The 22,341-nt window shown below is 71.3% G+C and carries 21 protein-coding genes and 1 riboswitch; of the genes, 12 read left to right on the forward strand and 9 right to left on the reverse strand.

The genetic code is table 11. The features are described 5' to 3' along the window. Nucleotides 1-15: 15 nt before the first annotated feature. Nucleotides 16-675: a TenA family protein gene (locus tag M4486_RS16265; RefSeq protein WP_249478327.1), complete on the reverse strand. Its 660-nt coding sequence runs from the start codon at nt 673-675 to the stop codon at nt 16-18. After that, nucleotides 672-1,361 (reverse strand): TenA family protein, encoded by a 690-nt coding sequence (locus tag M4486_RS16270; RefSeq protein WP_249478328.1) that lies wholly within the window; start codon nt 1,359-1,361, stop codon nt 672-674. The genes M4486_RS16265 and M4486_RS16270 overlap by 4 nt, the downstream gene beginning before the upstream one ends. Next, nucleotides 1,352-1,446: riboswitch (TPP riboswitch) on the reverse strand. Its footprint overlaps the gene before it by 10 nt. Nucleotides 1,447-1,540: 94 nt before the next feature. On the opposite strand from M4486_RS16270, the gene M4486_RS16275 reads away from it, so the two are divergent. Continuing rightward, complete coding sequence (locus M4486_RS16275; RefSeq protein ID WP_249478329.1) at nt 1,541-2,716, forward strand: SLC13 family permease; 1,176 nt, start codon at nt 1,541-1,543, stop codon at nt 2,714-2,716. 12 nt (nt 2,717-2,728) lie between these two features. Here M4486_RS16275 and M4486_RS16280 read toward each other — a convergent pair whose 3' ends face one another. Together M4486_RS16280 and M4486_RS16285 are read right to left on the reverse strand one after the other, a co-directional pair. Further along, nucleotides 2,729-3,301, reverse strand: coding sequence for a DUF421 domain-containing protein (locus M4486_RS16280; RefSeq protein ID WP_249478330.1), 573 nt, complete (start codon nt 3,299-3,301; stop codon nt 2,729-2,731). A 45-nt stretch (nt 3,302-3,346) separates the two neighbouring features. Further along, on the reverse strand, nt 3,347-5,320 hold the full coding sequence (locus M4486_RS16285; protein ID WP_283257940.1) for an aconitate hydratase: 1,974 nt from the start codon (nt 5,318-5,320) through the stop codon (nt 3,347-3,349). Between the two features lie 259 nt (nt 5,321-5,579). Here M4486_RS16285 and M4486_RS16290 point away from each other — a divergent pair, with 259 nt between their 5' ends. The 8 genes from M4486_RS16290 (at nt 5,580) to M4486_RS16325 (ending at nt 13,374) form a co-directional block, all read left to right on the forward strand. Continuing rightward, nucleotides 5,580-6,551: a carbohydrate ABC transporter permease gene (locus M4486_RS16290; RefSeq protein WP_228357159.1), complete on the forward strand. Its 972-nt coding sequence runs from the start codon at nt 5,580-5,582 to the stop codon at nt 6,549-6,551. After that, nucleotides 6,551-7,492 (forward strand): carbohydrate ABC transporter permease, encoded by a 942-nt coding sequence (locus tag M4486_RS16295; RefSeq protein WP_249478331.1) that lies wholly within the window; start codon nt 6,551-6,553, stop codon nt 7,490-7,492. Before M4486_RS16290 ends, M4486_RS16295 begins: the two co-directional genes overlap by 1 nt. Nucleotides 7,493-7,519: 27 nt before the next feature. Then, entirely contained in the window at nt 7,520-8,914 is a 1,395-nt protein-coding gene (locus M4486_RS16300; RefSeq protein ID WP_249478332.1) for an ABC transporter substrate-binding protein, read from the forward strand. Continuing rightward, the gene (locus M4486_RS16305; RefSeq protein WP_249478333.1) at nt 8,911-9,708 is read left to right on the forward strand and encodes a glycerophosphodiester phosphodiesterase; all 798 of its coding nucleotides are present in this window, start codon (nt 8,911-8,913) and stop codon (nt 9,706-9,708) included. Before M4486_RS16300 ends, M4486_RS16305 begins: the two co-directional genes overlap by 4 nt. Then, nucleotides 9,690-10,676, forward strand: coding sequence for a sugar-binding transcriptional regulator (locus M4486_RS16310; RefSeq protein ID WP_249478334.1), 987 nt, complete (start codon nt 9,690-9,692; stop codon nt 10,674-10,676). Before M4486_RS16305 ends, M4486_RS16310 begins: the two co-directional genes overlap by 19 nt. Before the next feature lie 151 nt (nt 10,677-10,827). After that, entirely contained in the window at nt 10,828-11,346 is a 519-nt protein-coding gene (locus M4486_RS16315; RefSeq protein ID WP_249478335.1) for a hypothetical protein, read from the forward strand. A gap of 127 nt (nt 11,347-11,473) precedes the next feature. After that, the gene (locus M4486_RS16320; RefSeq protein ID WP_249478336.1) at nt 11,474-12,742 is read left to right on the forward strand and encodes a sensor histidine kinase; all 1,269 of its coding nucleotides are present in this window, start codon (nt 11,474-11,476) and stop codon (nt 12,740-12,742) included. After that, complete coding sequence (locus tag M4486_RS16325; RefSeq protein WP_249478337.1) at nt 12,739-13,374, forward strand: response regulator transcription factor; 636 nt, start codon at nt 12,739-12,741, stop codon at nt 13,372-13,374. Before M4486_RS16320 ends, M4486_RS16325 begins: the two co-directional genes overlap by 4 nt. On the opposite strand, the gene M4486_RS16330 is transcribed toward M4486_RS16325, so the two are convergent. Continuing rightward, entirely contained in the window at nt 13,301-14,050 is a 750-nt protein-coding gene (locus M4486_RS16330; protein WP_249478338.1) for a TetR/AcrR family transcriptional regulator, read from the reverse strand. The genes M4486_RS16325 and M4486_RS16330 overlap by 74 nt on opposite strands. Nucleotides 14,051-14,131: 81 nt before the next feature. Between M4486_RS16330 and M4486_RS16335 the strand changes: the two genes are divergently transcribed. Next, entirely contained in the window at nt 14,132-15,811 is a 1,680-nt protein-coding gene (locus M4486_RS16335; protein WP_249478339.1) for an FAD-dependent monooxygenase, read from the forward strand. Continuing rightward, entirely contained in the window at nt 15,804-16,412 is a 609-nt protein-coding gene (locus tag M4486_RS16340) for a TetR/AcrR family transcriptional regulator (protein ID WP_249478340.1), read from the forward strand. The genes M4486_RS16335 and M4486_RS16340 overlap by 8 nt, the downstream gene beginning before the upstream one ends. A 35-nt stretch (nt 16,413-16,447) precedes the next feature. Here M4486_RS16340 and M4486_RS16345 read toward each other — a convergent pair whose 3' ends face one another. After that, complete coding sequence (locus tag M4486_RS16345; protein WP_249478341.1) at nt 16,448-17,875, reverse strand: MFS transporter; 1,428 nt, start codon at nt 17,873-17,875, stop codon at nt 16,448-16,450. A gap of 131 nt (nt 17,876-18,006) precedes the next feature. Here M4486_RS16345 and M4486_RS16350 point away from each other — a divergent pair, with 131 nt between their 5' ends. Beyond that, a complete protein-coding gene (locus tag M4486_RS16350; protein ID WP_249478342.1) occupies nt 18,007-18,858 on the forward strand; it encodes an aminoglycoside phosphotransferase family protein in 852 nt (283 codons plus the stop codon). 42 nt (nt 18,859-18,900) lie between these two features. On the opposite strand, the gene nagZ is transcribed toward M4486_RS16350, so the two are convergent. Genes nagZ through M4486_RS16365 form a run of 3 tightly spaced genes read right to left on the reverse strand, consistent with a single transcriptional unit; the run spans nt 18,901 to nt 22,264 of the window. Further along, on the reverse strand, nt 18,901-20,394 hold the full coding sequence (nagZ, locus tag M4486_RS16355) for a beta-N-acetylhexosaminidase (protein ID WP_249478343.1): 1,494 nt from the start codon (nt 20,392-20,394) through the stop codon (nt 18,901-18,903). Beyond that, nucleotides 20,391-21,509 (reverse strand): mandelate racemase/muconate lactonizing enzyme family protein, encoded by a 1,119-nt coding sequence (locus M4486_RS16360; RefSeq protein WP_249478344.1) that lies wholly within the window; start codon nt 21,507-21,509, stop codon nt 20,391-20,393. The genes nagZ and M4486_RS16360 overlap by 4 nt, the downstream gene beginning before the upstream one ends. After that, nucleotides 21,506-22,264, reverse strand: coding sequence for a creatininase family protein (locus M4486_RS16365; protein WP_249478345.1), 759 nt, complete (start codon nt 22,262-22,264; stop codon nt 21,506-21,508). Before M4486_RS16365 ends, M4486_RS16360 begins: the two co-directional genes overlap by 4 nt. Between the last annotated feature and the right edge of the window lie 77 nt (nt 22,265-22,341).

A 22,341-nucleotide genomic window follows, 5' to 3' on the forward strand; every position in this document is an offset into this window, starting at 1 on the left:
AATGCACGCCCGCGCTCAGTCCAGCGCCTGCTGCCAGAACGCGGCCTCCATGCGGGTGGCCGTGCGGAAGATCCTCTCGAGCCGCGCCCGGCGGTGGGCAGGCAGGTCGCCGCCCGCGAGCTCGTCGAGCCGCGCGGCGGCCACGGCGGCGCTCGCCTGGAACTCCTGCCCCGCGTACTCGGCGATCCACTCGCCGTAGGGATGCTCGGCGCCCTCGGCGAGGCGCGGCGCGAGCGCGGTCCCGATCTCCGCATAGCCGATCGCGCAGGGCGCGAGGGCGACCTGCAGGTCCAGGGCGTCCCCGGCCATGCCGGTGTCCAGGACGAAGCGCGTGTAGGCGACGGTGCCGGGCTTCTCGTCGGCCGTCTCGAGCACCTCGCGGTCGATGCCCCACGACGCCGTGAGCCGCACGTGCAGAGCGGTCTCGGTGACGATCGCGGTCAGGGAGTCCGCGGCCGAGCGGATGCCCTCGAGAGTGTCGGCCTTGTACGCGGCCAGGGCATTGGCCCGCGCGAACTGGAAGAGGAACAGGTAGTCCTGGACCAGGTAGTCCTGGAAGGCGGCCAGGGGGAGCGTGCCCTCGCCCAGCCGCGTCACGAAGGGATGGTGGACGTAGGCGTCCCAGTCCTCGGCGGCGGAGGCCTTGAGCCGGTCGAACAGGGAAGGTGCGCTCATGCCGACGCCCCCTCGGGGGCCGTCTCGTAGGCCGCGTCGAAGAAGTCGTTCTCGAGCCGGACGGTGCGCGCGAAGAAGCTGCGCACGCGCTCGGGGTCCTCGATCTCGGCGGCGTCGAGCTCGGCGCGCAGGAAGTCCACGAGATCGCGGAAACCGGGACCGTCGTGCAGGGAGATCCACTCGGCGTGGACGAAGCTCTCGGGCAGGGGAGCGGGCGCCCTGGTCGCCCAGTCCAGGTAGAGCCATTCGGTGACCAGCAGGACCGCGAGGATCGCGGCGTGGTCGCGGGTCTCCGCGGCCTCGCGGAACACGTCGAGGAAGCCGTCGGTGGGTGCGGTGTTCGGGATCTGCGCGCGCTGCTCCTCGCTCACCCCGAGCGCGTCGAGGGCGCGCAAGAAGTACGTGTTCTCGTCACCGGCGACCTCTCCGGCGAAGCGCGCGAAGCGCAGCCGGGCGGCGGGGGTGCGGGCGGTGGCCAGCGCGGCGCCGATCAGCTGCAGGAAGGCGTCGAGGAAGCGATGGTCCTGCACCAGGTAGCGCGCCATCACCTCGTCCGGGACGGTTCCCGCGTGCAGCTCGCGCACGAAGCGGTGACCGACGGCGCGCTCCCACGCCTGGGCGTGCTGGTGGCGCAGGGACGCCGTCAACGCGGCATCCTCGAAGAACGGACGTGGGGCACGTGTCATGGCGGCAATCCCTCCGCGAGTACGAGCTCGATCAGGTTCAGCGGGTGTGTTCTCAGCCCTGGTCAGGGCACCCCGTGCACGTGCGAGGCTATCGCCGCCGCGCCCATCGGACACGGTCGTCCCGCGGCGTGAGAGGGAGCGGGGCCTGCGGGAGGACGCCGCGGTCTACGCTTCGCAGCATGCTCGGACTCCTGCGCAGGCGCGCCGGCGCGCTCGCGATCGGGGCGCTCGCCCTGGGCGCCGTGCTGTGCGTCCTCAGCGGCGGGCTGCCTTCGCAGGATCTCGCAGCACTGATGGCGCGGGTCGCGCCCGTGCTCGGATTCGTCCTCGCGATCGCGGTGCTCGCCGAGCTCGCGCGCGAAGCAGGACTCCTGGACGTGATCGCCCACGGCCTCACCGTCCTCGCGCACGGGCGCACCGCGGTGCTGTGGTGCGCCGTGTGCGCGCTCGCCGTGGTGTGCACGGCCTTCTTCTCCCTGGACACGACGGCGCTGATCATGACCCCGGTGGTCGTGCTCACGGCGCGGCGCGTCGACGTGCCCGCGGTGCCCTTCGCCCTGGCCACGGTGTGGCTCGCGAACACGGCGTCCCTGCTGCTGCCGGTCTCGAACCTCACGAACCTGCTGGCCAGGGACGTCCTGGGCGGGGGCACGGCGTCCTTCCTGGCCCGCAGCGCGGCACCGACCCTGGTCGCGATCGTGGTGCCGGTGGCCCTCGTGGCCGTCGTCCATCGCCGGGACCTGCAGGGTCGATTCCGGGCGTCGCCCGCCCCGCAGATCCATGACCGCGCGCTGCTGCGGATCAGCGGATGCGTGGTCGTCGTGCTGCTGCCCCTGCTCGTGGTGGTGCCCGCGGTGTGGATCCCGGCGGGCGCCGCCGCGCTCGTGCTGCTGCTCGCCTTCGCGCTGCGGCGCCGCGAGGCGATCGGAGCGCACCTGGTGCCCTGGCGTCCGCTCGCGATCGCCCTCGCCCTCTTCGTGCTGGTGGAGACCGCGCACGTGCAGGGTGCGACGTCGTTCGTGCTGCGCGCGGCCGACGGCGGCACGGGGCCGATGGGGCTGCTGCGCACGGCCGGCACCTCGGCGCTCGCGGCGAACGTGCTCGACAACCTCCCCGCCTTCCTCCTCCTCGAGCATCGCGCGGGGGACGATCCCACCTCCACCATGGCCCTGCTGATCGGTGTGGACGCGGGGCCGCTCATCACCCCGTGGGCATCGTTGGCCACGCTCCTGTGGCATCAGCGGATGCAGGCGATGGGCGTGCGGATCCCCTGGGTGCGCTTCATGGCGCTGGGCGCGGTCGCGGTGGTGATCACGGTGCCGCTGGCGACTCTCGCGCTGGCCGTCCTGGAGTGAGCGGTCGGGCGCTCAGGCGGCCCCCGGCTCGGACAGCAGACGCTCGGGGATCCGCTCGCGTCCGTCGACCTGGGCCACGAGATCGCGGTCGATCCGGCTGCCGCGCCGGACGATCGTGAGCGTGCCGCGGACCTCGAGGATCACCAGCTCCACCTCGTCGAGGGCGAGCACCCCGCTCACGCGCAGACGATCCAGCAGCATGCCGCGCGTCAGCCTGCTGCGACGCAGGCCGGCCGCGACCGGCTCCCCGTCGACCATGACGACGACGGGACGCGTGCGCCGCAGGAGCAGGGGGACGCGGCGGAACCTGCCCGTGACGTACTCGAGGACGACCAGGGTGCTCAGCACGACGATCGCGCCGAGCATCGTCGGGGATTCGCCGAGGGTCGCGCGGGCGGTGATGCCGCCGACGACGGCGAGGACCACGAAGCTGCCGGCGCTGGGCCGGGCCATCAGGCGCGGGCCGATCACCTGCATGAGCAGGGAGAAGAAGCCGTACAGCACGATGGTCGAGGCGACGACGCCGAGGACCGCGCTGCCGCTGATCCCGACGTAGTCGCGCCAGATGAGGTCCCAGTCGATCATGGGGCCATTGTCGTCCCTCGGGACCCGCGCCTCACGACTCGCGACTCACGCCTCGCGCGCGGCGAGCGGGATCCGTCCTCCCGCGAGCACCATCTCCACCTGGCGCGGCGAGAGCCGGTGGTGCACGGCGACCTCCCGGTCCCCGATCCGTGCGGTGAGGTCCGTGCCGGCCTCGAGCGCCGCGTGGACGCCGTCGATCTCGACGAGGTCGCCCGCGGAGATCCGGTCGTGGTCCTCGGGGTCGTCGAACTCGAGGGCGAGGATCCCGAAGTTCGCGAGGTTCTGCCAGTGGATGCGGGCGAAGGACACCGCGATGACCGCCTTCAGCCCCAGGTAGCGGGGAGCGATCACGGCGTGCTCGCGCGAGGAGCCCTGCCCGTAGTTCTTCCCGGCGACCACCACGTGGCCTCCCGAATCCTTCGCCTTCCCGGCGTTCGCGGGATAGTCCGGGTCGATGCGGGTGAAGGTGAACTCGGAGATCTTCGGGATGTTCGAGCGGTACGGGAGCACGCGCGAGCCGGCGGGCATGATCTCGTCGGTCGAGACGTCGTCGCCCATCACCAGGATCACGGGGGCCCGCAGATCGTCGTCGATCGGCGCGAACTCGGGGAGGGAGGAGATGTTCGGCCCCTTCACGAGCTCGACCTCGCGGGCCTCCTCGAGCGGCAGCGGCGGCTGCAGCATGTCCTCGATGCGCGCGAAGGTCTCGGGGAGCTGCGGGCGCGGGGCCGGGATCCCGAGCGAGTCCGTGAGCGTGCGCGGATCGGTGATCCGTCCGGTCAGCGCCGCCGCGGCCGCGGTCTCGGGCGAGCACAGCCACACCGAGTCCTCCTCGGTGCCCGAGCGGCCCGGGAAGTTGCGGGGCATGGTGCGCAGGGAGTTGCGTCCGCTCGCGGGGGCCTGGCCCATCCCGATGCAGCCCAGGCATCCGGACTGGTGGATGCGCGCCCCGGAGGCCACCAGATCGGTGAGCCAGCCGCCGGCGATCAGGTCCGCGAGGACCTCGCGGGAGGTCGGGTTCACGTCGACCGAGACGGCTTCGTGGGCCTGGCGGCCGCGCAGGGTCTCGGCGAACGCGGCGAAGTCCCGCAGTCCGGGGTTCGCCGAGGAGCCGACGACCACCTGGAACACGTCCTCGTCCTCGACCTCGGCGACGGGACGCACGTTGCCGGGGGAGGAGGGCGCGGCGATCAGCGGCTCGAGGGCGCTCAGGTCGATGTGCTCGGTGACGTCGTACTCCGCGCCCTCGTCGGCCTCGAGGCGCGTGAACTCGTCACCGCGGCCGACGGCCCGCAGGTAGTCGCGGACGGCGTCGTCGGCGGGGAAGACGGTCGCGGTCGCGCCGAGCTCGGCGCCCATGTTCGCGATCACGTGCCGGTCCATCGCGGTGAGCTGCGCGAGACCCTCGCCGTGGTACTCGATGATGCGGCCGACGCCGCCGCTGACGCCGTGGCGGCGCAGCATCTCCAGCACCACGTCCTTGGCGCTCACCCAGTCCGGCAGCTCGCCGGTGAGCTCGACGCCCCAGACCTCGGGCATGGCGACGTAGAGCGGCTGGCCGGCCATCGCCATCGCGATCTCCAGGCCGCCCACGCCGATCGCGAGCATGCCGAGCGCGCCCGCGGCGCAGGTGTGCGAGTCCGAGCCGATCAGCGTCGCGCCCGGACGGCCGAAGTGGGCCTGGTGCACGGGGTGGGAGACCCCGTTGCCGGCCTTGGAGAACCAGAGGCCGAAGCGCCGCGCGGCCGAGAGCAGGAACAGGTGGTCGTCGGGGTTCTTCTCGTCCGTCTGCAGCAGGTTGTGGTCCACGTACTGCACGGAGAGCTCGGTGCGGATCCGGTCCAGACCCATGGCCTCGAGCTCGAGCATGACCATGGTGCCGGTCGCGTCCTGGGTGAGCGTCTGGTCGACCCGCAGGCCGATCTCGCTGCCGGGGACCATGTCGCCCTCGACGAGATGGGACGCGATGAGCTGGTGTGCGACGGTCTGCGCTCGGGTGCTGTCCACGGTGATGTCCACGATGCTGTCCTCCAGAGATCGTGGTCCGCCGTCGGCCCGACGGTGGACCTCTTTCGAGAGTAGGCCAGGTGGCGCGGGGGCAGGGGCGGGCGACGAGCACGAAGTGGCGCTCGGTGGAATTCGGCGTGCACTTATGTGCGAGCCATGCGCACAACAGAGCGCCGTTGCTACGGTGACGACGGTCACTGCGAGACCGCTGATGCCGCGGCGCGCAGTCGTGCACGAACGATGGAGCTCCACGGAGAGGAACCACTCTGAGATGAGCCTCGAAGCCCCCGCCCTCCCCGCTGATCGCGCCCCAGGATCGGCGGCATCCGGGCTCGGCCCGCTCCCGCCGCAGCGACTGGCCGCCCGCCGCCGGCGCAGACGCCGCGGCTACGCGCTGTTCGCTCTGTTCGCCTTCCCGAACCTCGCGCTGATCGCGGTCTTCGCCTACTGGCCGATCATCGCGAACCTCTATCTCAGCCTCACCGACTGGGACTTCATCTCGCCCCAGCCGCTGTTCATCGGGCTGACGAACTACACGTCGATGCTCGCCTCGCCCTCGTTCCACAAGGTGCTGTGGGTCTCCGTGGTGTGGGTCGTGGTGGTCGTGGGGATCAGTCTGCTGCTCGGTGTGCTGCTGGCCGCGCTGTTCTCCAAGAAGCTGCGCGGCACTCCGGTCGTCACCGGTGTGGTGTTCGCGCCGCACGTGGTCTCCGGCGCGGCGATCGCGGTGGTGTGGCTGTTCATCTTCGACCCCAACTACGGGCTCGCCCGGGTCGTCTTCGACCTCTTCGGCGCCCAGTCGCCGAGCTGGACCACCGATGCCCACTGGGCGCTGCCAGCCCTGCTGATCGTCTCGATCTGGAAGGGCGTCGGCTTCGTCTCGATCGTGTACCTGGCAGGGATCCAGGGGCTCCCCTCGGATGTGCTCGAGGCCGCGAAGCTCGACGGCGCGAGCGCCTTCCAGACCTTCACGCGGGTGATCCTGCCGCTGCTCTCGCCCACGACGTTCTTCCTGGTCATCACCCAGACGATCGGGGCATTCCAGGCGTTCGACCTGATCGCGGTGATGACCAGCGGCGGGCCGGCGTCCTCGACCACCACCCTGAGCTGGTTCATCTACGAGCAGGCGTTCCTGCGCTCGAACGTCGGCCTCTCCGCGGCTGCGGGGACCGTCATGTTCGTGCTGCTGATGATCATCACGGCCTTCCAGTTCCGGTTCGTCGAGAGGAAGGTGCACTACTGATGGCGACCTCCGTGCCCTCCCGGACCGCGTCCGGGGATCTCGAGCCCTACGCCGCGCAGGATCCATCGGCCCCCGGCCCTGCCGGCCGGAAGGGGGCGCCGCGCCGACGCCGCGGGTCCCTCACGCGCAACTGGTGGGGCTACCTGCTGCTGATCGCCGTCGGTCTGGTCTTCCTGATCCCGCTGTACATGCTGCTGTCCACGTCCTTCAAGGCGAACAACGACATCTACACCTGGCCCATGAAGTGGCTGCCCCGCAGCCTCACGTTCGAGAACCTGCGCGAGGCCTGGCGCATCGCGCCCTTCGGGGCCTTCATCAAGAACTCGCTGATCGTGACGGTGGTCGGGGCCGTGCTGAAAGTGGTGCTCGCGATCTTCGCGGCCTACGCCTTCGCCTTCCTCCCGTTCCCCGGCAAGAAGTGGCTGTTCGTGGTGATGCTCGGTGCCCTCATGGTCCCCGGGCACGTGACCCTGCTGGTCAACTACCTGACCATGGGCAACCTGCACCTGATCAACACCTACGCGGGTCTGATCCTCCCCGGGGTGGCCTCGGCATTCGGCACCTTCCTGCTGCGTCAGCACTTCATGTCGCTGCCGGACGAGGTGTTCGAAGCGGCGGAGGTCGACGGCTGCGGTCATCTGCGCCGGCTGGTCTCCTTCGTGCTGCCGATGTCCGTGCCCGCCGTCGCCACCGTCGCGCTGGTCGCCGTGATCGACGAGTGGAACAACTTCGTGTGGCCGCTGATCATCACGAACTCGGTGAACATGCGCACCCTGCCGATCGGCCTGATGTACCTGAAGTCGAACGACGGCGTGACCAACTGGGGCGTGCTCATGTCCGGCACCCTCATCGTCGTCCTGCCGATGCTCCTGGTGTTCCTGTGCGCGCAGCGCTACATCGTCACCGGCCTCACCGGTGCCGCCGCCGGCAACGGGCGCTGAGCCGGAACCGATCGTCGAAGGAGAGACATGCCGATCCATCCTGCGGGCCGCGCCCCTCGCCGCGGCCTCCGCCGACCCGCCCCGTCCCGTCGGACCCTGCTGGGCGCCGGCCTGCTGGGCGGGGCGCTCCCGCTCCTCTCGGGCTGCTTCGGCCTCGGGGACACCGACGGCCTCGTGCTCGAGCAGCCGGCGGGCGACGTCCCCGAGAAGTACCGGGACCGCCAGCGCGTCGTCATCTGGAGCGCCTACACGGCGCACAACGCCGAGGTGATCCAGGCGAACCTCGATGCCTTCCACGAGGCGCAGGACGACATCTTCGCGGAGGTCCAGATCTTCGACAGCTACGACGGCGTCGAGTCGAAGCTCGCTGCGAGCATGCAGGCGCGCCAGGTCCCCGACATCGCCGTGTTCAGCGACGTGGTCTGGAACCGCTTCTACCTGGCCGAGGCGCTCGAGCCCCTGGGCGGCTACTTCGACGAGGGCTTCGGCACCGACAGCTTCGACGAGCGCTTCCTGAAGGAGGGCACGGTCAAGGACGAGATCTGGTGGCTGCCCTTCGGCCGCTCGACCCCGCTGTTCTACTACAACCGGGAGATCTTCGAGGCCGCCGGCCTGCCCGATCGCGCCCCCGAGACCTTCAGCGAGTACCGCGACTGGGGGAAGGCGGTCGGCGAGGTCGAGTACAAGGGGAAGAAGGTGCCGATGCGCGCCTACGTCGGCGGGGACGACTGGTACTTCCAGGGATCCATCTGGGCCTTCGGCGGCGCGTACTCCGACGGGCTCGACATGCGCCTGACCACCGACGCCTCGATCGCCGCGCTCGAGTATGACCGCGCCTTCATCCATGACGACGGCTCCGGGTACCTGGCGGCGGACGCGACGGGCGACTTCTCCTCCGGAGCCTGTGCCTCCGCGATGCAGTCCACCGGATCCCTGTCCGGCATCAAGGAGGCGGCGACCTTCGACTTCGGATGCGGGTTCCTCCCTCGGGAGAAGGACGCCGGAGTGCCGACGGGCGGCGGAGGACTGTCGATCCTTCGCTACGCCTCGGCCGAGCGGAAGCAGGCCGCGTGGGAGGTCATCAAGTTCCTCAGCACCGGGCAGCGCACGATCGACTGGACCCTGGGCAGCGGGTACGTGCCCTGCACGAAGGATGCGATCGAGTCCGACGAGGTCGCGAAGCTCGCCGCCCAGGATCCGCGGTACAAGGTCGCCCTCGACCAGCTGGAGATCTCCCGCGAGCCCGACATCGTGCGCCGCTACGTGCCCGAGACCCTGGTCGAGGCCAAGAACGCCATCCAGTCGGTCTACTCGGCCGGCGAGAGCGCCGAGAAGGTGCTGACGCGGATGGAGGAGGAGCTCGAGCCCGCGATCGACAGGGTTCGGGAGAAGTTCGAACGGAGAGTAGGGACGGATACATGACCGGCATGCTGATCGTGGGCCATCGCGGCGCGATGGCCCACGCCCCCGAGAACAGCCTGGAGTCCTACGCGCTCGCGGAGGAGGCGGGCGTCGACGAGATCGAGCTCGACGTCCGCCTGAGCGTGGATGAGCAGCTGTTCCTGCTGCACGATGCGACGCTCGACCGGACGGCGGGCTCGGACTCCGCGCGGGGACTGGGGCCCGCCGGCGAGCTGACCATGGCGCAGCTGCAGGCGGCGGTGCTCGATTCGGGACGCGGGGTGGTCTCCCTCGCGGAGATGTACGACGCCACGAGCACCGGCATCCAGCTGGAGATCAAGGCGCCGGAGACCGTGCCCCACCTCGCCCGCTACTTCGCGGAGCACCGGGCCGACGCCGAGCGGACCGTGCTCATGAGCTTCCAGGAGGATGCCCTGCGCGAGGCGGCGCGGCTGATGCCGCAGGTGCGCCGCGGGGTGATCCGCAAGGACCTCGCGACGGCCGACGCCTTCCCCGGCGGCTGGCAGGGCCTGGTCGAGCACACCCGCGCCCAGCGGCTCGCCGTCGGCCTCGAGGGACTCACGGAGGAGGCCGCCGCGCAGATCCGTGGCCAGGAACTGGAGCTGCACGTGTGGCCGATGCGCTCGCTGGAGAACATGCGTGACGCGGTGCGTCTGCAGGCCGACGGCACCACCTCGGACGATCCCGCGCTGGCGATGCAGTGGCTGCGCGAGGTGCAGGACGAGCAGGCGTCGGCGGACCGGCAGGAGACGGCGGGACGGCAGGAGCCGGCGGGATGGGCACCGGGCGCGTGAGCGGTTCTCCGCCGGAGCGGCCGGCCGCGTCGGCCTCCACGATGCCGCTGGACCAGCAGATCCTGCACGTGTACGTCGCCCTGCAGAACCTCGCGCAGGGTCGGACGGTCAACGAGATCGCCGAGGAGATCGGGAAGTCCCGCTTCGTGACCGCCCGCATGGTCCGACGCGCACGGGATCTGGGCCTGGTCGAGGTCCGAGCGGCGGTCGCCGACCCGATCGACGTCGCCCTCTCCGCGCGGCTCGCCCAGCGCTACGGACTCCGGTCCGCGCTGGTCGTCGCGACGCACTCGGACCGGGATCCCGAGGCGCGGGAGGCGATCGCCGCGGTCGCGGCGCGCTTCATCCGGGAGACGGTCCAGGAGGACGACGTGCTGGGATTCACCCCCGGGCGCACGCTCGTGCAGGCCTCTCAGCAGGTGGAGGAGCTCCCCAGCGCCGACGTGGTCCAGCTGACGGGCGTCGGCTGGCCGCGGCTCGGGGACGGCGTCGAGGTGATCTCCAACATCGGCCGTGCGACCGGCGGAGCGACGTACCCGCTGTACGTCCCGATCCTCATCGAGCCCGAGGAGGTCGCGATCCTCCGGCATCCGATGATCCAGCAGGTGCAGCGTCGCTTCGCGCATGTGCAGAAGGCGTTCCTGACCATCGGCGGCTGGCCCGACTCCTCGCTGCTGGCGAGGATCCTGGAGGAGAAGGGGGAGCGCGAGCGGTTCGAGATGCGCGGGGTCGTCGCCGAGATCGGCACCAGCCTGCTCGACATCGACGGGGCCAGCGTCGACGGCCTCGGGGAGCGGTTCACCGGCATCCCCGAGGACCAGCTGCGACGGGTGCCCCTGCGCGTCGCCGTCGGCGGGGGAGAGGGCAAGCACCGTGCAGTGCTCGCGACCCTCCGATCGGGGCTCGCCCATGTCGTGATCACAGACGTGCGCGCCGCGGAGCTCGCCCTGGAGGCCGCGGAGACGTGAGAGCGGTCCCGGCGGACCGGCCCCTCGCCGCCCGCTCCCTCCGCATCTCCACCCTCTTTTCCACCCGCGGGCGGTTCGCCCGGGACGGCGCGTGGCGAAGGATCGAGTCATCGGCCCGTGGAGGCCGGCCACCCGATCCTCGGAGGAGATCATGAACGCCTCGTCAATCCCCTGGAACGCCCTGCTCGAGGGCCTGATCGTGCTCGCCGCGCTGGGTCTCATCCTGTACCGGCAGCTGCAGTGGCGGGAGGTCGCCAGGATGCAGCGGCTCGGCGGGATCCTCAGCGTCGTGGGCGCGGTGATGGTTCTCCAGCAGCTACGGCAGTCCCAGATCGACCCGGTCACGCTCGGATACCTCGTGCTGACGGCCGTCTTCGCCGTCGGTGCCGGGCTGGTGATGGGCCTGGTCAGCACCGTGCGGACCGGTGCAGACGGCTCGCTTGAGATGCGCGGCGGCTGGTGGGGCCTCGCCCTCTGGATCGCCTACATCGCGGTGCGCGTGGGGATGTCTCTCGCCGTCGTCGCGCTCTCGGGATCGCAGAGCTCCCGGACCACCGGTCTGATCCTGCTGTCGGTCGGGCTCGCCCGCCTGGTCAGCGCGGCCGTGGCGACGCACCGTCCCCGCAGCGCCGAGAACCTCACCATCGTGCACGCGGCGACCAGGTCATAGGATCGCGCGGGTGATCTCGACACCGCGAGGACCCCGGCCGACGAGCGCTGCTGCGCCGTCGGCCGGTCCTGCGCGGTCCGTCGGCCCCGTTCCGCCGGGCCGGGAGCGCCGTGTCGATGGGTTGACGATGGCCCTCGCCCTCGCGCTCGCCGTCTTCTTCATGCTCACCGCGTGGGACGTCCAGACGCCGGCGCTGCGTGCGGCGGCCTTCGGCGTGGTCGTGCTGTGGGCGGCGGAGATGGTGCTGGGATCCCTCACCGACCAGTACCGACATGCGGGGCCGCGCGCGATCCGCGTCGGCACCGCCGCCCTCTCCGTCTCGCAGATCGCGGCGTGCGCGCTCACGTTCACGACCGGCAGCGCGCTGATGCCCGTCGCGATCGCCGGCATCGTGCGCCTGGTGCGCAGGCCCGAGCGGCGCACGGACGTGATGGCCGTCGTCCTCGCAGCCGATGCGCTCGCCCTCGTCGGCTCGGCGCTCGCCACCGGGGCCAAGGTCGAGCTGCTGATCATCTTCCTGCTGGTGTGCGCGGGAGCGGCGCTGATCGGCCGCTTCCGCGCCCAGCGCGTCCGCTCTGCGGACAGGGAGCGTGTGCTGCTGCAGGAGCAGATCGCCGCCCAGCGCGAACGCGCGGAGAACGCGGCTCTCGTGGAGCGGGCGCGCATCGCACGCGACCTGCACGACGTCCTCGCGCACTCCCTCGGCGCCCTCACCCTCCAGCTCGACGCCGCTGTGGCGCTCGCCGAGGCCGGCCGCTTCGAGGAGCTCGAGACGCGGCTGCGCAGGGCGCGCGGGCTCGCGGCCGACGGCCTCGCCGAGTCGCGTGACGCGGTCTCGGCCCTCCGCGAGACCTCGCGCGAGGTGATCGCCGGGATCGAGGACGCCGCGGCCGCGCACCGCGACAGCGGCGGCGAAGTGCACCTGGGCGGGCTTCTCGTCCCCGAGGTCGCGGAGCCGCCGGGGCGCGGCCCCGGCCCCGGTGCGCTGCGCTCCCTGGACCCTGCCCGCGCCGACGCGCTGCTGCGCGCCGCGCAGGAGATGCTCACGAACGCGCGGCGCCATGCACCCGGACGGGAGGCCGCCCTCGATCTCGAGGCCCACGGCGGGGAGGCGATGCTGCGCTGCAGGGTGAGGGCCGCGGAGGGAGACGGCGACGGGGGCGCGGCCGGAGCCGCGGATCTCATCGGACAGGGACCGCGGGCGGGCAGCCCCGGCGGCGGCTACGGTCTGCTGGGCATGCGCGAGCGCTGCGAGGCCGTGGGCGGCGGCGCGAGCGCCCGCCTGCTGGCCGACGGCACCTTCGAGACGACCGCGAGCATCCCGCTCACTGCGGCGGTGTCGACCGCGCGCCCGTCGGCCGATCCCGGACCGGAACCCGAGGAGAAGAGACCATGAGCATCAGCATCCTGGTGGCCGACGACCAGGCCCTCGTGCGCGACGGCATCGTCACCGTCCTCTCGCTCGCGGACGGCATCGAGGTCCTCGGCGAGGCCGAGGACGGGGCGCGCGCGGTCGCACTCGCCGAGGAGCTCGCGCCCGACGTGGTCCTCATGGACCTGCGCATGCCCGGGATGGGCGGCGCCGAGGCGACCGCGGCGCTCGCGCGCAGAGCGCCGGAGGTGCGCGTCCTGGTCCTCACCACCTTCGCCGACGACGCGAGCATCGACGCCGCGCTGCGCGCCGGCGCCGCCGGGTATCTCACCAAGGACGCGGGCCGCGAGGAGATGGTCGCGGCGATCCGTGCCGCCGCGGAAGGAGGCACCCCGCTGGACTCCCGGATCGCCGGGCGCGTGGTCGCGGGACTCCCCGAGGCGCAGCCGACGAGCGTGCGCGAGCGGTTCCCGGACCTCACCGCCCGCGAGGCCGAGGTGCTCGAGCTGATGGGCGACGGAGCCACGAACCCCGAGATCGCCGAAAGGTTGTTCCTCGGCGTCTCCACCGTGAAGTCCCACGTCAACGCGATCTTCGCGAAGCTCGGGGTGTCCGAGCGGCGGGAGGCGGTGGCGCTGGTGCGGGGGCGCGGCTGAGCTCGCGTGCCACGAGCGGCAGGAAGATCTCGTCGACGATCTGCGCGATGCGCTCGGCGGGCACCGGGCGCAGGGACATCAGCAGCTCGAGCCGCACCAGGTCGAAGGGGACCGCGAGCACGCTCTGCGGCACCGCAGCGGCATCGAGCTCGCCACGGGCCTCGGCGCGGTCGAAGATCTCGCGCGCCTGCGCATTCAGGTGGGTGCCGATGATGCGCTCGCGGAACAGCTCGGGCGTCATGCCGGTGGCGTCGAGCAGGCCGGAGAACGCTGCCGCCGCGGCGACGGCGAAGAACGCGGAGCGCACGGTGCCGACCGCCGTCAGGTATTCCACGAGGTCGGTGCGCAGATCCCCGGTGTCGGGCGCGTCCACCGGACGCTGGTCCCGATGATGGATGAGCGCGGCGAGCACCAGCTGGTTCTTGTCGTTCCAGCGCCGGTAGAGGACGGGCTCGCTGGTCCGTGCGCGAGCCGCCACGGCACGCATGGTCAGCCGCGCAAGGCCTGATTCGACGAGCTCGTCCCACGCCGCCTCGAGGATCGCCGCCTCGAGCTCCGCCCCGCGACGGCGACCCGAGGCCGGTGCCGCAGCACCCTCGTCGGTGTCGGTGTCGGTGTCGGTGTCGGTGTCGGTGTCGACGTTCGACGCGGACGCGCCTCTGCTCACAGCTCCCATGACGGGAGATTAGAAAGTATTGCCTTTCTTCGCAACCGGACGTACCGTCCAAGAAAGCAGATGCTTTCTTGGAGGTGCTCGATGAGCGGGAACGTCGTGGGCGAGAACGTGGTGGGCGAGAACATGGCGGGCGGGAACGGACGGAGCGAGCGGGTGGAGTCGCCCTCGGGCGGAGGGTCGTCGACCGACGTGCTCATCGTGGGCGCCGGCCCCTCCGGCCTGACGCTGGCACTCGTGCTCGCGCGTCGCGGCGTGCCCTTCCGGATCATCGAGAGCGAGGTCGGGCCGCGACCCGGGTCGCGAGGGAAGGGCGTGCAGCCGCGGACTCTCGAAGCCTTCGCCGACCTGGGCATCGTCGACCGGATCCTGGCGCAGGGACGGATGGCGATGCCGATGGACATGATCTCGGCGGACGGCGGGGTCCGACGCGGCGGGGATGTCCCGGCCGCGCTCGCGGACCGCCCCGACATCCCGTACCCCGCGAGCGTGATCACGCCGGAGTGGAGGGTCGAGGACGCTCTGCGCGAGCACCTCGCCCGGTACGGCCGGCACGTCGAGTTCGGGACCCGGCTGGTCGACCTCCAACAGACCGCGGAGGGGGTCCTCGCCCAGGTGACTGCCGACGGCGCGACGCACGTGGTGTCGGCCCGGTGGCTCATCGGCGCGGACGGCGGCCACAGCGCGGCGCGCAAGCTGGCCGGGATCGCCTTCGAGGGGGAGACCAGGGAGGATGTCCGGCTCGTCATCGCCGATCTGCCGCTGACCGGGATCGGTCGCGAGCGCTGGCGGACCTGGCGGCATCCCCGGGGCATCGTGAGCCTGTGCCCGCTGCCGTCCACCGACCTGTTCCAGTGCACGGCGACCCTCGCACCGGGGGAGGAGCCCCGGCTGGAGACCGAACACCTCCAGGAGGTGCTCGAGCAACGGTCGGGCCGGACGGACATCCGCCTGGGCGAGCCGGTCTGGACCTCGGTGTGGAGAGCGAACGTCCGCCTGGCCGCGCACTATCGTGCGGGCCGGGTGCTGCTGATGGGCGACGCCGCGCACATCCACTCCCCGGCGGGCGGACAGGGCATGAACACCGGCATCCAGGACGCCTGCAACCTGGGCTGGAAGCTCGCCGCGGTGCTCGCCGACGGCGCCCCGGAGCCGCTCATCGACACCTACGAGGCCGAGCGCAGGCCCGTCGCCCAGCACGTCCTCGCGTTCACCGACGCACGCCTCGCCGAGACGCAGAGGACCCGGGAGTTCTCCGTGAAGCGGGACGAGAGCACGATCCAGTTGGACGTGGGATGCCGTGGCTCCCGGCTCTCCGTCGACGACCGCGATGAAGCCTCGGACCTCCGCGCAGGGGATCGCGCTCCCGATGCCACGGGACTGATCGCGGTCGACGGACCCCACCGGCTGTTCGACCTGATCGGCGGAGGGATCTTCACCCTGCTCGAGTTCGGCGGTGCACCCTGGCAGCGGGAGCAGGTCGACGGGATCCGCGTTCTGCGGGTCGTCGACGAGCCGCGGGGCGAGGGGGAGATCGCGGACGGCGACGGGACGCTCGCGGCGGCCTATGCGCCCACGGACCGCACGCGGGTGCTCATCAGGCCGGACGGGTGCATCGGCGTCCTCTCCGACGCCGGGGACCTCGGGGTGATCCGTGACTGCCTCGCGGCGGTCGGGATCCAGGGGCGGAGTGCTGAGAGCTCGGAGCCCGCTGTTGCACGAGAACAGGGGAGAGAAGTCTCCGTAGACTGCAGCAATGCCTGAGACCAGCCCCGCCACCGGCGACGATCCGGCCGTCGGCCGGCGCCGCGGCTCCTACGCCAAGGGCGTCGCCCGACGTCAGGAGATCCTGGACCGCGCCCTGGAGGTGTTCCAGGATCGCGGCGACGAGGGCACCTCGCTGCGGCGGATCGCCGAGACGATCGGCGTCTCGCACGCGACGCTGCTGCACCACTTCGCCTCGCGCGAGGAGCTGCTGCTCGCGGTCTACGCGCACGCCGAGGCGCGGCGCGGAACGGACGACGAGCTCGGACCGGTGGACACGATGGTCGACGCCGCGACGAAGAACGCCCACGTGCCCGGGATGGTCCAGCTCTACTCGACCCTGCTGGCGGGCTCGCTGCAGGGCGAGGAGTCCCCGAGCAGGGACTTCTTCACGGCTCGGTTCGCCGAGGTGCGTTCCTACGTCGCCGACATGGTCCGCGCCCGACAGGCCGAGGGGGAGATCCGCGCCGATCTCGATGCCGACGGGATCGCCTCCCTGCTGATCGCCGCCTCGGACGGCCTGCAGATCCAGTGGCTCCTCGAGCCCGGGATCGACCTGGAGCGCACCCTTGAGATGTTCGGCCCGATGCTGCGGCCCTGAGTGCCGCGGCGCCGCGGCGCTGCCGTTCCGGGTGCTCAGCGCACCTTCCGGATCGGCACGATCGCCAGGGCGCCGAGCACCGTGACCACGGCCGCGGCGATGAGCATCGCCGTGTAGTTGTCCGTGCCGGAGACCCCGAGCCCCAGGAAGACCAGGGCGAAGGGGGAGGCGAAGGACTGCGGGAGGGCGTTGGCGATGTTGATGACGCCCAGGTCCTTGCCCGGCTTCTCGGGGTCGGGGAGCACGTCGACCACGAGGGCGACGTCCACGGCCATGTACATCCCGTAGGCGAAGCCGAGGATGATCTCCGCGAGGTAGAAGTGGGCGACGTCGCCCGCGAAGGCGAGCACCAGGATCCCCACCGCGAAGAGCAGGGCGGAGCCGATCACGAAGATCTTGCGTCGGCCGAGCCGGTCCGAGGCCGCCCCCACGAAGGATGTCGCGACCAGCAGGGCGATCGTGTAGAGCAGCACGCCGAGTGCCACGGACCGGGTGGCGTGGGCGGCGTCCAGCCCCAGGTGCTGCTGCATGTACAGCAGGCGGAACGTGGTGAACATGAACGAGCCCAGGATGATGAAGAACCGCGACCACCAGGCGAGGCCGAAGTCCCTGTGCTTGATCGGGTTCGTCCAGAACGAGGCGATCAGGGTGCGGATGAGCAGCGGCGCGGGGCGCTCGGCCGGGAGCTCGTCACGGGAGACGGCGGCGTAGATCGCGACCAGCACGATGCCGAGCACGCCGGGTGCGATGAACAGGATGGCCAGGTGATCGACGAGGCCGACGGAGAGGTAGGTCCCCGCGAGGATGGCGACGTTCTGCCCGATGTTGATGATGCTCGAGCCGCGGCCGCGCTGCACGGACGGCACGTTGTCGGCGAAGCTCGCGACGAGCGCGGCGAGGGTCGCGTTGGCCACGACCTGCGCGATCAGCCAGAACACCGTGAGCGCGAGGACGCTCGTGGACAGTGCCACGCCCACCAGCGCCAGCGTCAGGCCGACGATCCCGCCCACCAGCCACGGCCGTCGGCGTCCCCAGCGGGTGCGGGTGCGATCGCTGAGTGCCCCGGCGAGCGGGTTCGCCACCAGGGCGCCGATCGCCCCGACGGGCAGCACCGCACCGATCACCGCGGCCGGGTTCTCCGGGGAGATCTCCTGCGCCTTCAGCTGCATGGTCACCATGACCGGCGTGATCAGGGCGGCGCAGATGCCGAACTGCGCGAGGAACATGCCCACGAAGTACGCGATCCCGACGCGCGGCGGCTCGGACGCCGATCCGGTGCCGGTCGCGGGCTGCTGCCCGGCGAGCTCACCGCCGACGGACGCCGTCACGCCGCCCAGCGGACCGGCCACCGTGCCGGCGGGGTTCGAGCCGGGCGGACGGGTGCGATGCGCGGGATCCGCGCCGTCCGTCGTGCGCGAGGCAGGGGTGGACGGGGCCTGCGTGGGCAGGGGTGCTTCGGGCATTGACGCCTCCTCGAGTCAAAACTGACCAGTGGTCAGATTCGGTGATCGTAGAGGAGGAGGGGAGCGTGGGCAAGAGGGTGTCGCGCGGCGGAGCCGGGCGTGGTCGCGCAGCTCGGGGATAGCGTCAGGACATGGGCCCGCACACGCACGAGGTCACGATGGGACGCTCGACGGTGAGCAAGAAGTTCTCCACCTGGGCGGATGATGAGGCACGCCGCGAGTGGGCGTGCTTGACGCTGCTGGCCGAGCACGCGCCCGGACTCGCGCCGCGACCGCTCGAACGATTCTGCGAGGCAGGTGCTCCGGTTATCGTCATGGAGAAGCTGCCGGGGCGACCGCTGGGGGGATCGTCTCTGACGAGCGTTCAGCACGAGGCACTGGGACACGCACTCCGCCGGCTGTTCGACGTGCCGGTGGATGCGGCCCTGGAAGCGGGGGTGCCGGAACGGCAACTCGGACCCAGGGACCTCATGGCACATCTTCGGAACGCACTGCACGACCCGATCGACGACGATGCGTGCATCCACCCCGATGTCGTGCGGAGAGCACTGCAGGCCGCTCGTGACCGGGTCTCGAGCGTTCAGGACGCTCCGAATCTCCGCTCCTCGGCGGTCGGGATCGCGGACCTCAACCCGGCCAATGTCCTCTGGGACGGTCGCAGGTGCAGGCTGGTCGATTTCGAGGATGGCGGGCTGACCACACCCGCCTTCGACCTGGCTGATCACCTCGAGCACATTGCGGCCAGGACCCGGAACCTCTACGACGAGGCGCAGATGGCGCGAGCCGTCGGCCTCACGCGGGAAGAGCGCACAGACCTCGCCGAGCATCGCGTGCTGTGGGCCGTGTTCTGGCTCCTCGCGCTGCTGCCGGGGAGCAGCGCTCATGCGCGCAACCCCGAGGGAACGCTCGAGGTGCAGGCGGAACACGTTCTCGATCTGATCCAGGCGTCGAAGGATCTGCCGGGCGCCGCGCAAAGCCCGTGACCGGCTGCGAACGGCCGAACTCCTAGGAGGTGCAGGTGACGATCACGCAGGGTGCCCGGTGCCGGGATGGCAGGCCCTGCTGATGGCCTCGGCCGCGGCGACCAGGTTGGCGGAGCCCCTCCCGAAGCTGCACAACCCTGCCCCCGGGTCGGGAAGCCCGGTGGAGACCAGCGTCAGATCAGGCCTTTGATGGCGGATCTCCTCGACGATCGGCTGCTGCCAGGAGTTCAGGACGGGATCTTGGACCGCAAGCACGAGGCTGCGGCCCGTGGCGAGCTCGAGAGCGCTCTCGATGTCCAGGCCCTCGCTCGTCGTGGTGCTGAGGCCGTCGGCCCCGTCGCACCGCTCGCGCACCAGGGTCGCGAGGTCCCAGCCGTCCCATTCGAGGGCGGCCTTGGGGCGCCGGTAGAGGTCGATCACCACAGGCAGCGTGAGCGTCGACAGCGCATCGGTCGAGTCGACCGCACGCCGTGCAGCATGCATGCCCGCACCGCCCCTCGAGGCGCGTGGGGTCGACGGAGATCCCTCGCGCGCGCTCTCCCGGACGCTGCGCGCTGCACGGTGCATCGCTCGCACGCGCTCCGACGAGGCTTCGAGCGCCTGGACGTCCAGGTCTCCGTTCCTCGCTCGCTCCTCGAGCCGGTCGAGCACCCGGTCGTGCAGAGCTGGGTCGGGCTCGGCGATGCAGAGCTGGTCCACGCCGGCGGCGAGAGCCTGTGCCGCGCCCTCGGCCACGCCGACACGGCTCGCGATCGCGGCCATCTCGAGCGCATCGCTGATGATCACGCCGGTGAAGCCGAGCTCGGTGCGGGCGATGTCTGCGACCAGGCGCCTGCTGAGGGTGGTCGGCGTGTCATCGAGCGCGGGGAACCGGACGTGACTGGTCATGATCTGGGCGACGCCCGCATCGATCGCGGCACGGAACGGTGCGAGGTCGATCTCCTCGATCTGCTTCCAGTCCCGTCGATCGACGGCATCGCCGAGGTGGGAGTCGACCGCGGTCGCCCCGTGTCCCGGGAAATGCTTCGCGCACGCAGCGACGCCGCACCCCTGGGTCCCTTCGATCCAGGCGACCGCATGACGGGAGACCAGCGAGGGATCCTCCCCGAAGGAGCGCGTGCGGATGATCGGGTTCTCCGGATCGCTCTGGACATCGACGACCGGCGAGTAGCTGGCGTCGATCCCGAGTCCCGCGAGGTGACCGGCGAGCTCCTCGGCGCATTCGCGGGTGGACCGCACGTCGTCGACGACCCCGAGCGCGGCCGCGCCCGGCGACTCCGGGCAGTCGGCGCGAGTCAGGTGACTGATGCGCCCGCCCTCCTGGTCCACCCCGACCACGAGATCGTTCTGGTGCTCGCGCATCGCGGCGAGGGCACGGCGGAGCTGAGCCGCCGACCGCACATTGCGGCTGTGGAGGATGACGCCTCCCAGCCCCTGATCGAGCAGCCGCTCGAGCTCGGGAGTGAGGTCCGGGGAGTCCCATCCGACGACGAGCAGTGAGGCGAGGAGCGCGCGCAGGGAAGGATCGTGGCTCATCCGGTGAAGTCTCCCTCGCGCTCGTTGAGCTGCGCGTAGTGCGCGAGCTTGTCCTCGTCCACCTCCACGCCCAGGCCGGGGCCGTCGGGCACGCGCAGGCATCCGTCCTCGAAGGGCAGCGGGTCGATGATGTCGTCGTCGTGCAGGTAGTACATCGAGTCGATCGCGCCCGAGAGCGCCGGGGTGCTCGCGGCGATCGCGAGATGGGCCGCTGTCGCGATCCCCATCTCTCCGCCGCTGTGCAGGTTCATGCCCAGGCCGAAGGCCTCGCAGTGAGCGGCGAGGTGCTTGGTGATCGCCATGCCTCCCCATTTGTAGACGTCCCCGTGGATCACCTGCACGGCATCCAGCCGCACGGCCGGGGCGAGGTCCTCCCATCGCACCACGCACATGTTGGTGCACAGAGGGATCCGGACGGCCCGCGCCACCTGTGCCATCTGCTCGAGACCCTGGCAGGGGTCCTCGAGGTACTCCAGTCCCAGCGGCTCCAGCGCGTGACCGGCTCTCACGGACTCGGGGACGCTCCAGGCGGCGTTCGGATCCACGCGCAGCTCGACCTCGGGCAGGCGCTCGCGCAGTGCCTCCATGATCGCCACGTCGGCCCGGGCGTCGGTGCTGCCCTTGAGCTTCACCGCCGTGAAGCTGTTCTCCGCGACGATCCGCTCGGTCGCGTCGGCCAATGAGCCGGGATAGTCGCGGGAGTCGCCGTCGGACCGGGTGATCAGGGCGGTGAGCGGAATCCGCTCGCGCACCCGGCCGCCCAGCAGGTCCACCACGCCCATCCCGGCGGCCTTGCCGATGGCGTCCCAGCAGGCGACGTCCACCGCGGCCAGGGCCGCGTAGCCGAGGTACCCGTGGAAGAACGGCAGCATGCGGTGGCGTGCGTGGAAGGCCTCGAGCTCACGCGGGTCGGTGCCGATCACGTTGTCGGCCAGCTGCCGCACGAGGCGCGCCACCGGTGCGCCCCACATGGTCTCGCCCCAGCCGACGACGCCCTGGTCCGTGCGCAGACGCACGATGGTGCGGGTCTCGCCGCGCTTGGTCTCGAACGAGGAGGTGAATCCCTGCTTCATCGGAAGGTTCACCACGTGGACCTCGAGGTCGACGATCTTCATCGGGCTGCTCCTTCAGGGTTCTCGGGGGTCGGGTCGTCAGAGGGGAGGTCCAGGCCGAGGAGGGCGTCCACGCACTCCCCGAGGCGCGCTGCCGCCTCCGCGAGCGCAGCAGCCCCCGCGGCGGCATCGCCGTCGCCGGGGTCGTCCGTGATGCCCCCGGAGCGCGGCCATTCACCGTGCCTCTCCACGTGGAGGCCGCGGACCAGTCGGCGGTCGAAGAGCGGGAGCTCTCGTGGCCCGTGCATGGGCGGGCGCACGAGCGCGGGATGTGCGGAGGCCATGAGGGAGGTCTCGAACGAGCCCGCGTGTCCTGGAGCTCCGGGGCGGGGGTCGAGCAGCTCCCAGTAGCTGCAACAGGCCGCGAGGATCGCGTGGTCCAGAGCGGCGAGCTTGACGGCCTGGCTCATCATCTCGATGTTCCCGCCGTGGCCGTTGACCACGAGGACCCGCCGGAACCCGGCGGCGACCAGGGAGTCCAGGAGTGCACCGAGCACGTCCAGCAGGGTCTTCGGCGGCAGGCTGAGCGCGACAGCGAACTGGTGGTGGCCGCTGAATCCGAAGGGGAGCGTGGGGCTCACCGCCACGTCCCCGCGATCGTCCAGGGCCCTCTCGATGACCTCCTCGAGGAGCAGCGAGTCGGTGCCCAGCGGGAGGTGGTCCCCGTGCTGTTCGAGGGAGCCGATGGGAAGCACCGCGACGCCGTGCGCAGCGAGATCGGCGACCTGCTCCCGTGTCATCTCGGCGAGTCGGGGCATGGGGTCTCCTCCTGCATCGTGGTGGTCTCTCTCGTGGGGATGGGTGCCGCCGCTCGTGCGCGTGTCCTCGATGTGAC

Source organism: Brachybacterium kimchii, assembly GCF_023373525.1.
Taxonomy (GTDB): Bacteria; Actinomycetota; Actinomycetes; order Actinomycetales; family Dermabacteraceae; genus Brachybacterium; species Brachybacterium kimchii.

What these genes read in the sequence shown, in the direction of transcription:
- M4486_RS16265 (WP_249478327.1), bottom strand. Translation starts at nt 675, where the DNA reads ATGAGCGCACCTTCCCTGTTCGACCGGCTCAAGGCCTCCGCCGCCGAG.
- M4486_RS16270 (WP_249478328.1), bottom strand. Translation starts at nt 1,361, where the DNA reads ATGACACGTGCCCCACGTCCGTTCTTCGAGGATGCCGCGTTGACGGCG.
- M4486_RS16275 (WP_249478329.1), top strand. Translation starts at nt 1,541, where the DNA reads ATGCTCGGACTCCTGCGCAGGCGCGCCGGCGCGCTCGCGATCGGGGCG.
- M4486_RS16280 (WP_249478330.1), bottom strand. Translation starts at nt 3,301, where the DNA reads ATGATCGACTGGGACCTCATCTGGCGCGACTACGTCGGGATCAGCGGC.
- M4486_RS16290 (WP_228357159.1), top strand. Translation starts at nt 5,580, where the DNA reads ATGAGCCTCGAAGCCCCCGCCCTCCCCGCTGATCGCGCCCCAGGATCG.
- M4486_RS16295 (WP_249478331.1), top strand. Translation starts at nt 6,551, where the DNA reads ATGGCGACCTCCGTGCCCTCCCGGACCGCGTCCGGGGATCTCGAGCCC.
- M4486_RS16300 (WP_249478332.1), top strand. Translation starts at nt 7,520, where the DNA reads ATGCCGATCCATCCTGCGGGCCGCGCCCCTCGCCGCGGCCTCCGCCGA.
- M4486_RS16305 (WP_249478333.1), top strand. Translation starts at nt 8,911, where the DNA reads ATGACCGGCATGCTGATCGTGGGCCATCGCGGCGCGATGGCCCACGCC.
- M4486_RS16310 (WP_249478334.1), top strand. Translation starts at nt 9,690, where the DNA reads ATGGGCACCGGGCGCGTGAGCGGTTCTCCGCCGGAGCGGCCGGCCGCG.
- M4486_RS16315 (WP_249478335.1), top strand. Translation starts at nt 10,828, where the DNA reads ATGAACGCCTCGTCAATCCCCTGGAACGCCCTGCTCGAGGGCCTGATC.
- M4486_RS16320 (WP_249478336.1), top strand. Translation starts at nt 11,474, where the DNA reads ATGGCCCTCGCCCTCGCGCTCGCCGTCTTCTTCATGCTCACCGCGTGG.
- M4486_RS16325 (WP_249478337.1), top strand. Translation starts at nt 12,739, where the DNA reads ATGAGCATCAGCATCCTGGTGGCCGACGACCAGGCCCTCGTGCGCGAC.
- M4486_RS16330 (WP_249478338.1), bottom strand. Translation starts at nt 14,050, where the DNA reads ATGGGAGCTGTGAGCAGAGGCGCGTCCGCGTCGAACGTCGACACCGAC.
- M4486_RS16335 (WP_249478339.1), top strand. Translation starts at nt 14,132, where the DNA reads ATGAGCGGGAACGTCGTGGGCGAGAACGTGGTGGGCGAGAACATGGCG.
- M4486_RS16340 (WP_249478340.1), top strand. Translation starts at nt 15,804, where the DNA reads ATGCCTGAGACCAGCCCCGCCACCGGCGACGATCCGGCCGTCGGCCGG.
- M4486_RS16345 (WP_249478341.1), bottom strand. Translation starts at nt 17,875, where the DNA reads ATGCCCGAAGCACCCCTGCCCACGCAGGCCCCGTCCACCCCTGCCTCG.
- M4486_RS16350 (WP_249478342.1), top strand. Translation starts at nt 18,007, where the DNA reads ATGGGCCCGCACACGCACGAGGTCACGATGGGACGCTCGACGGTGAGC.
- nagZ (WP_249478343.1), bottom strand. Translation starts at nt 20,394, where the DNA reads ATGAGCCACGATCCTTCCCTGCGCGCGCTCCTCGCCTCACTGCTCGTC.
- M4486_RS16360 (WP_249478344.1), bottom strand. Translation starts at nt 21,509, where the DNA reads ATGAAGATCGTCGACCTCGAGGTCCACGTGGTGAACCTTCCGATGAAG.
- M4486_RS16365 (WP_249478345.1), bottom strand. Translation starts at nt 22,264, where the DNA reads ATGCCCCGACTCGCCGAGATGACACGGGAGCAGGTCGCCGATCTCGCT.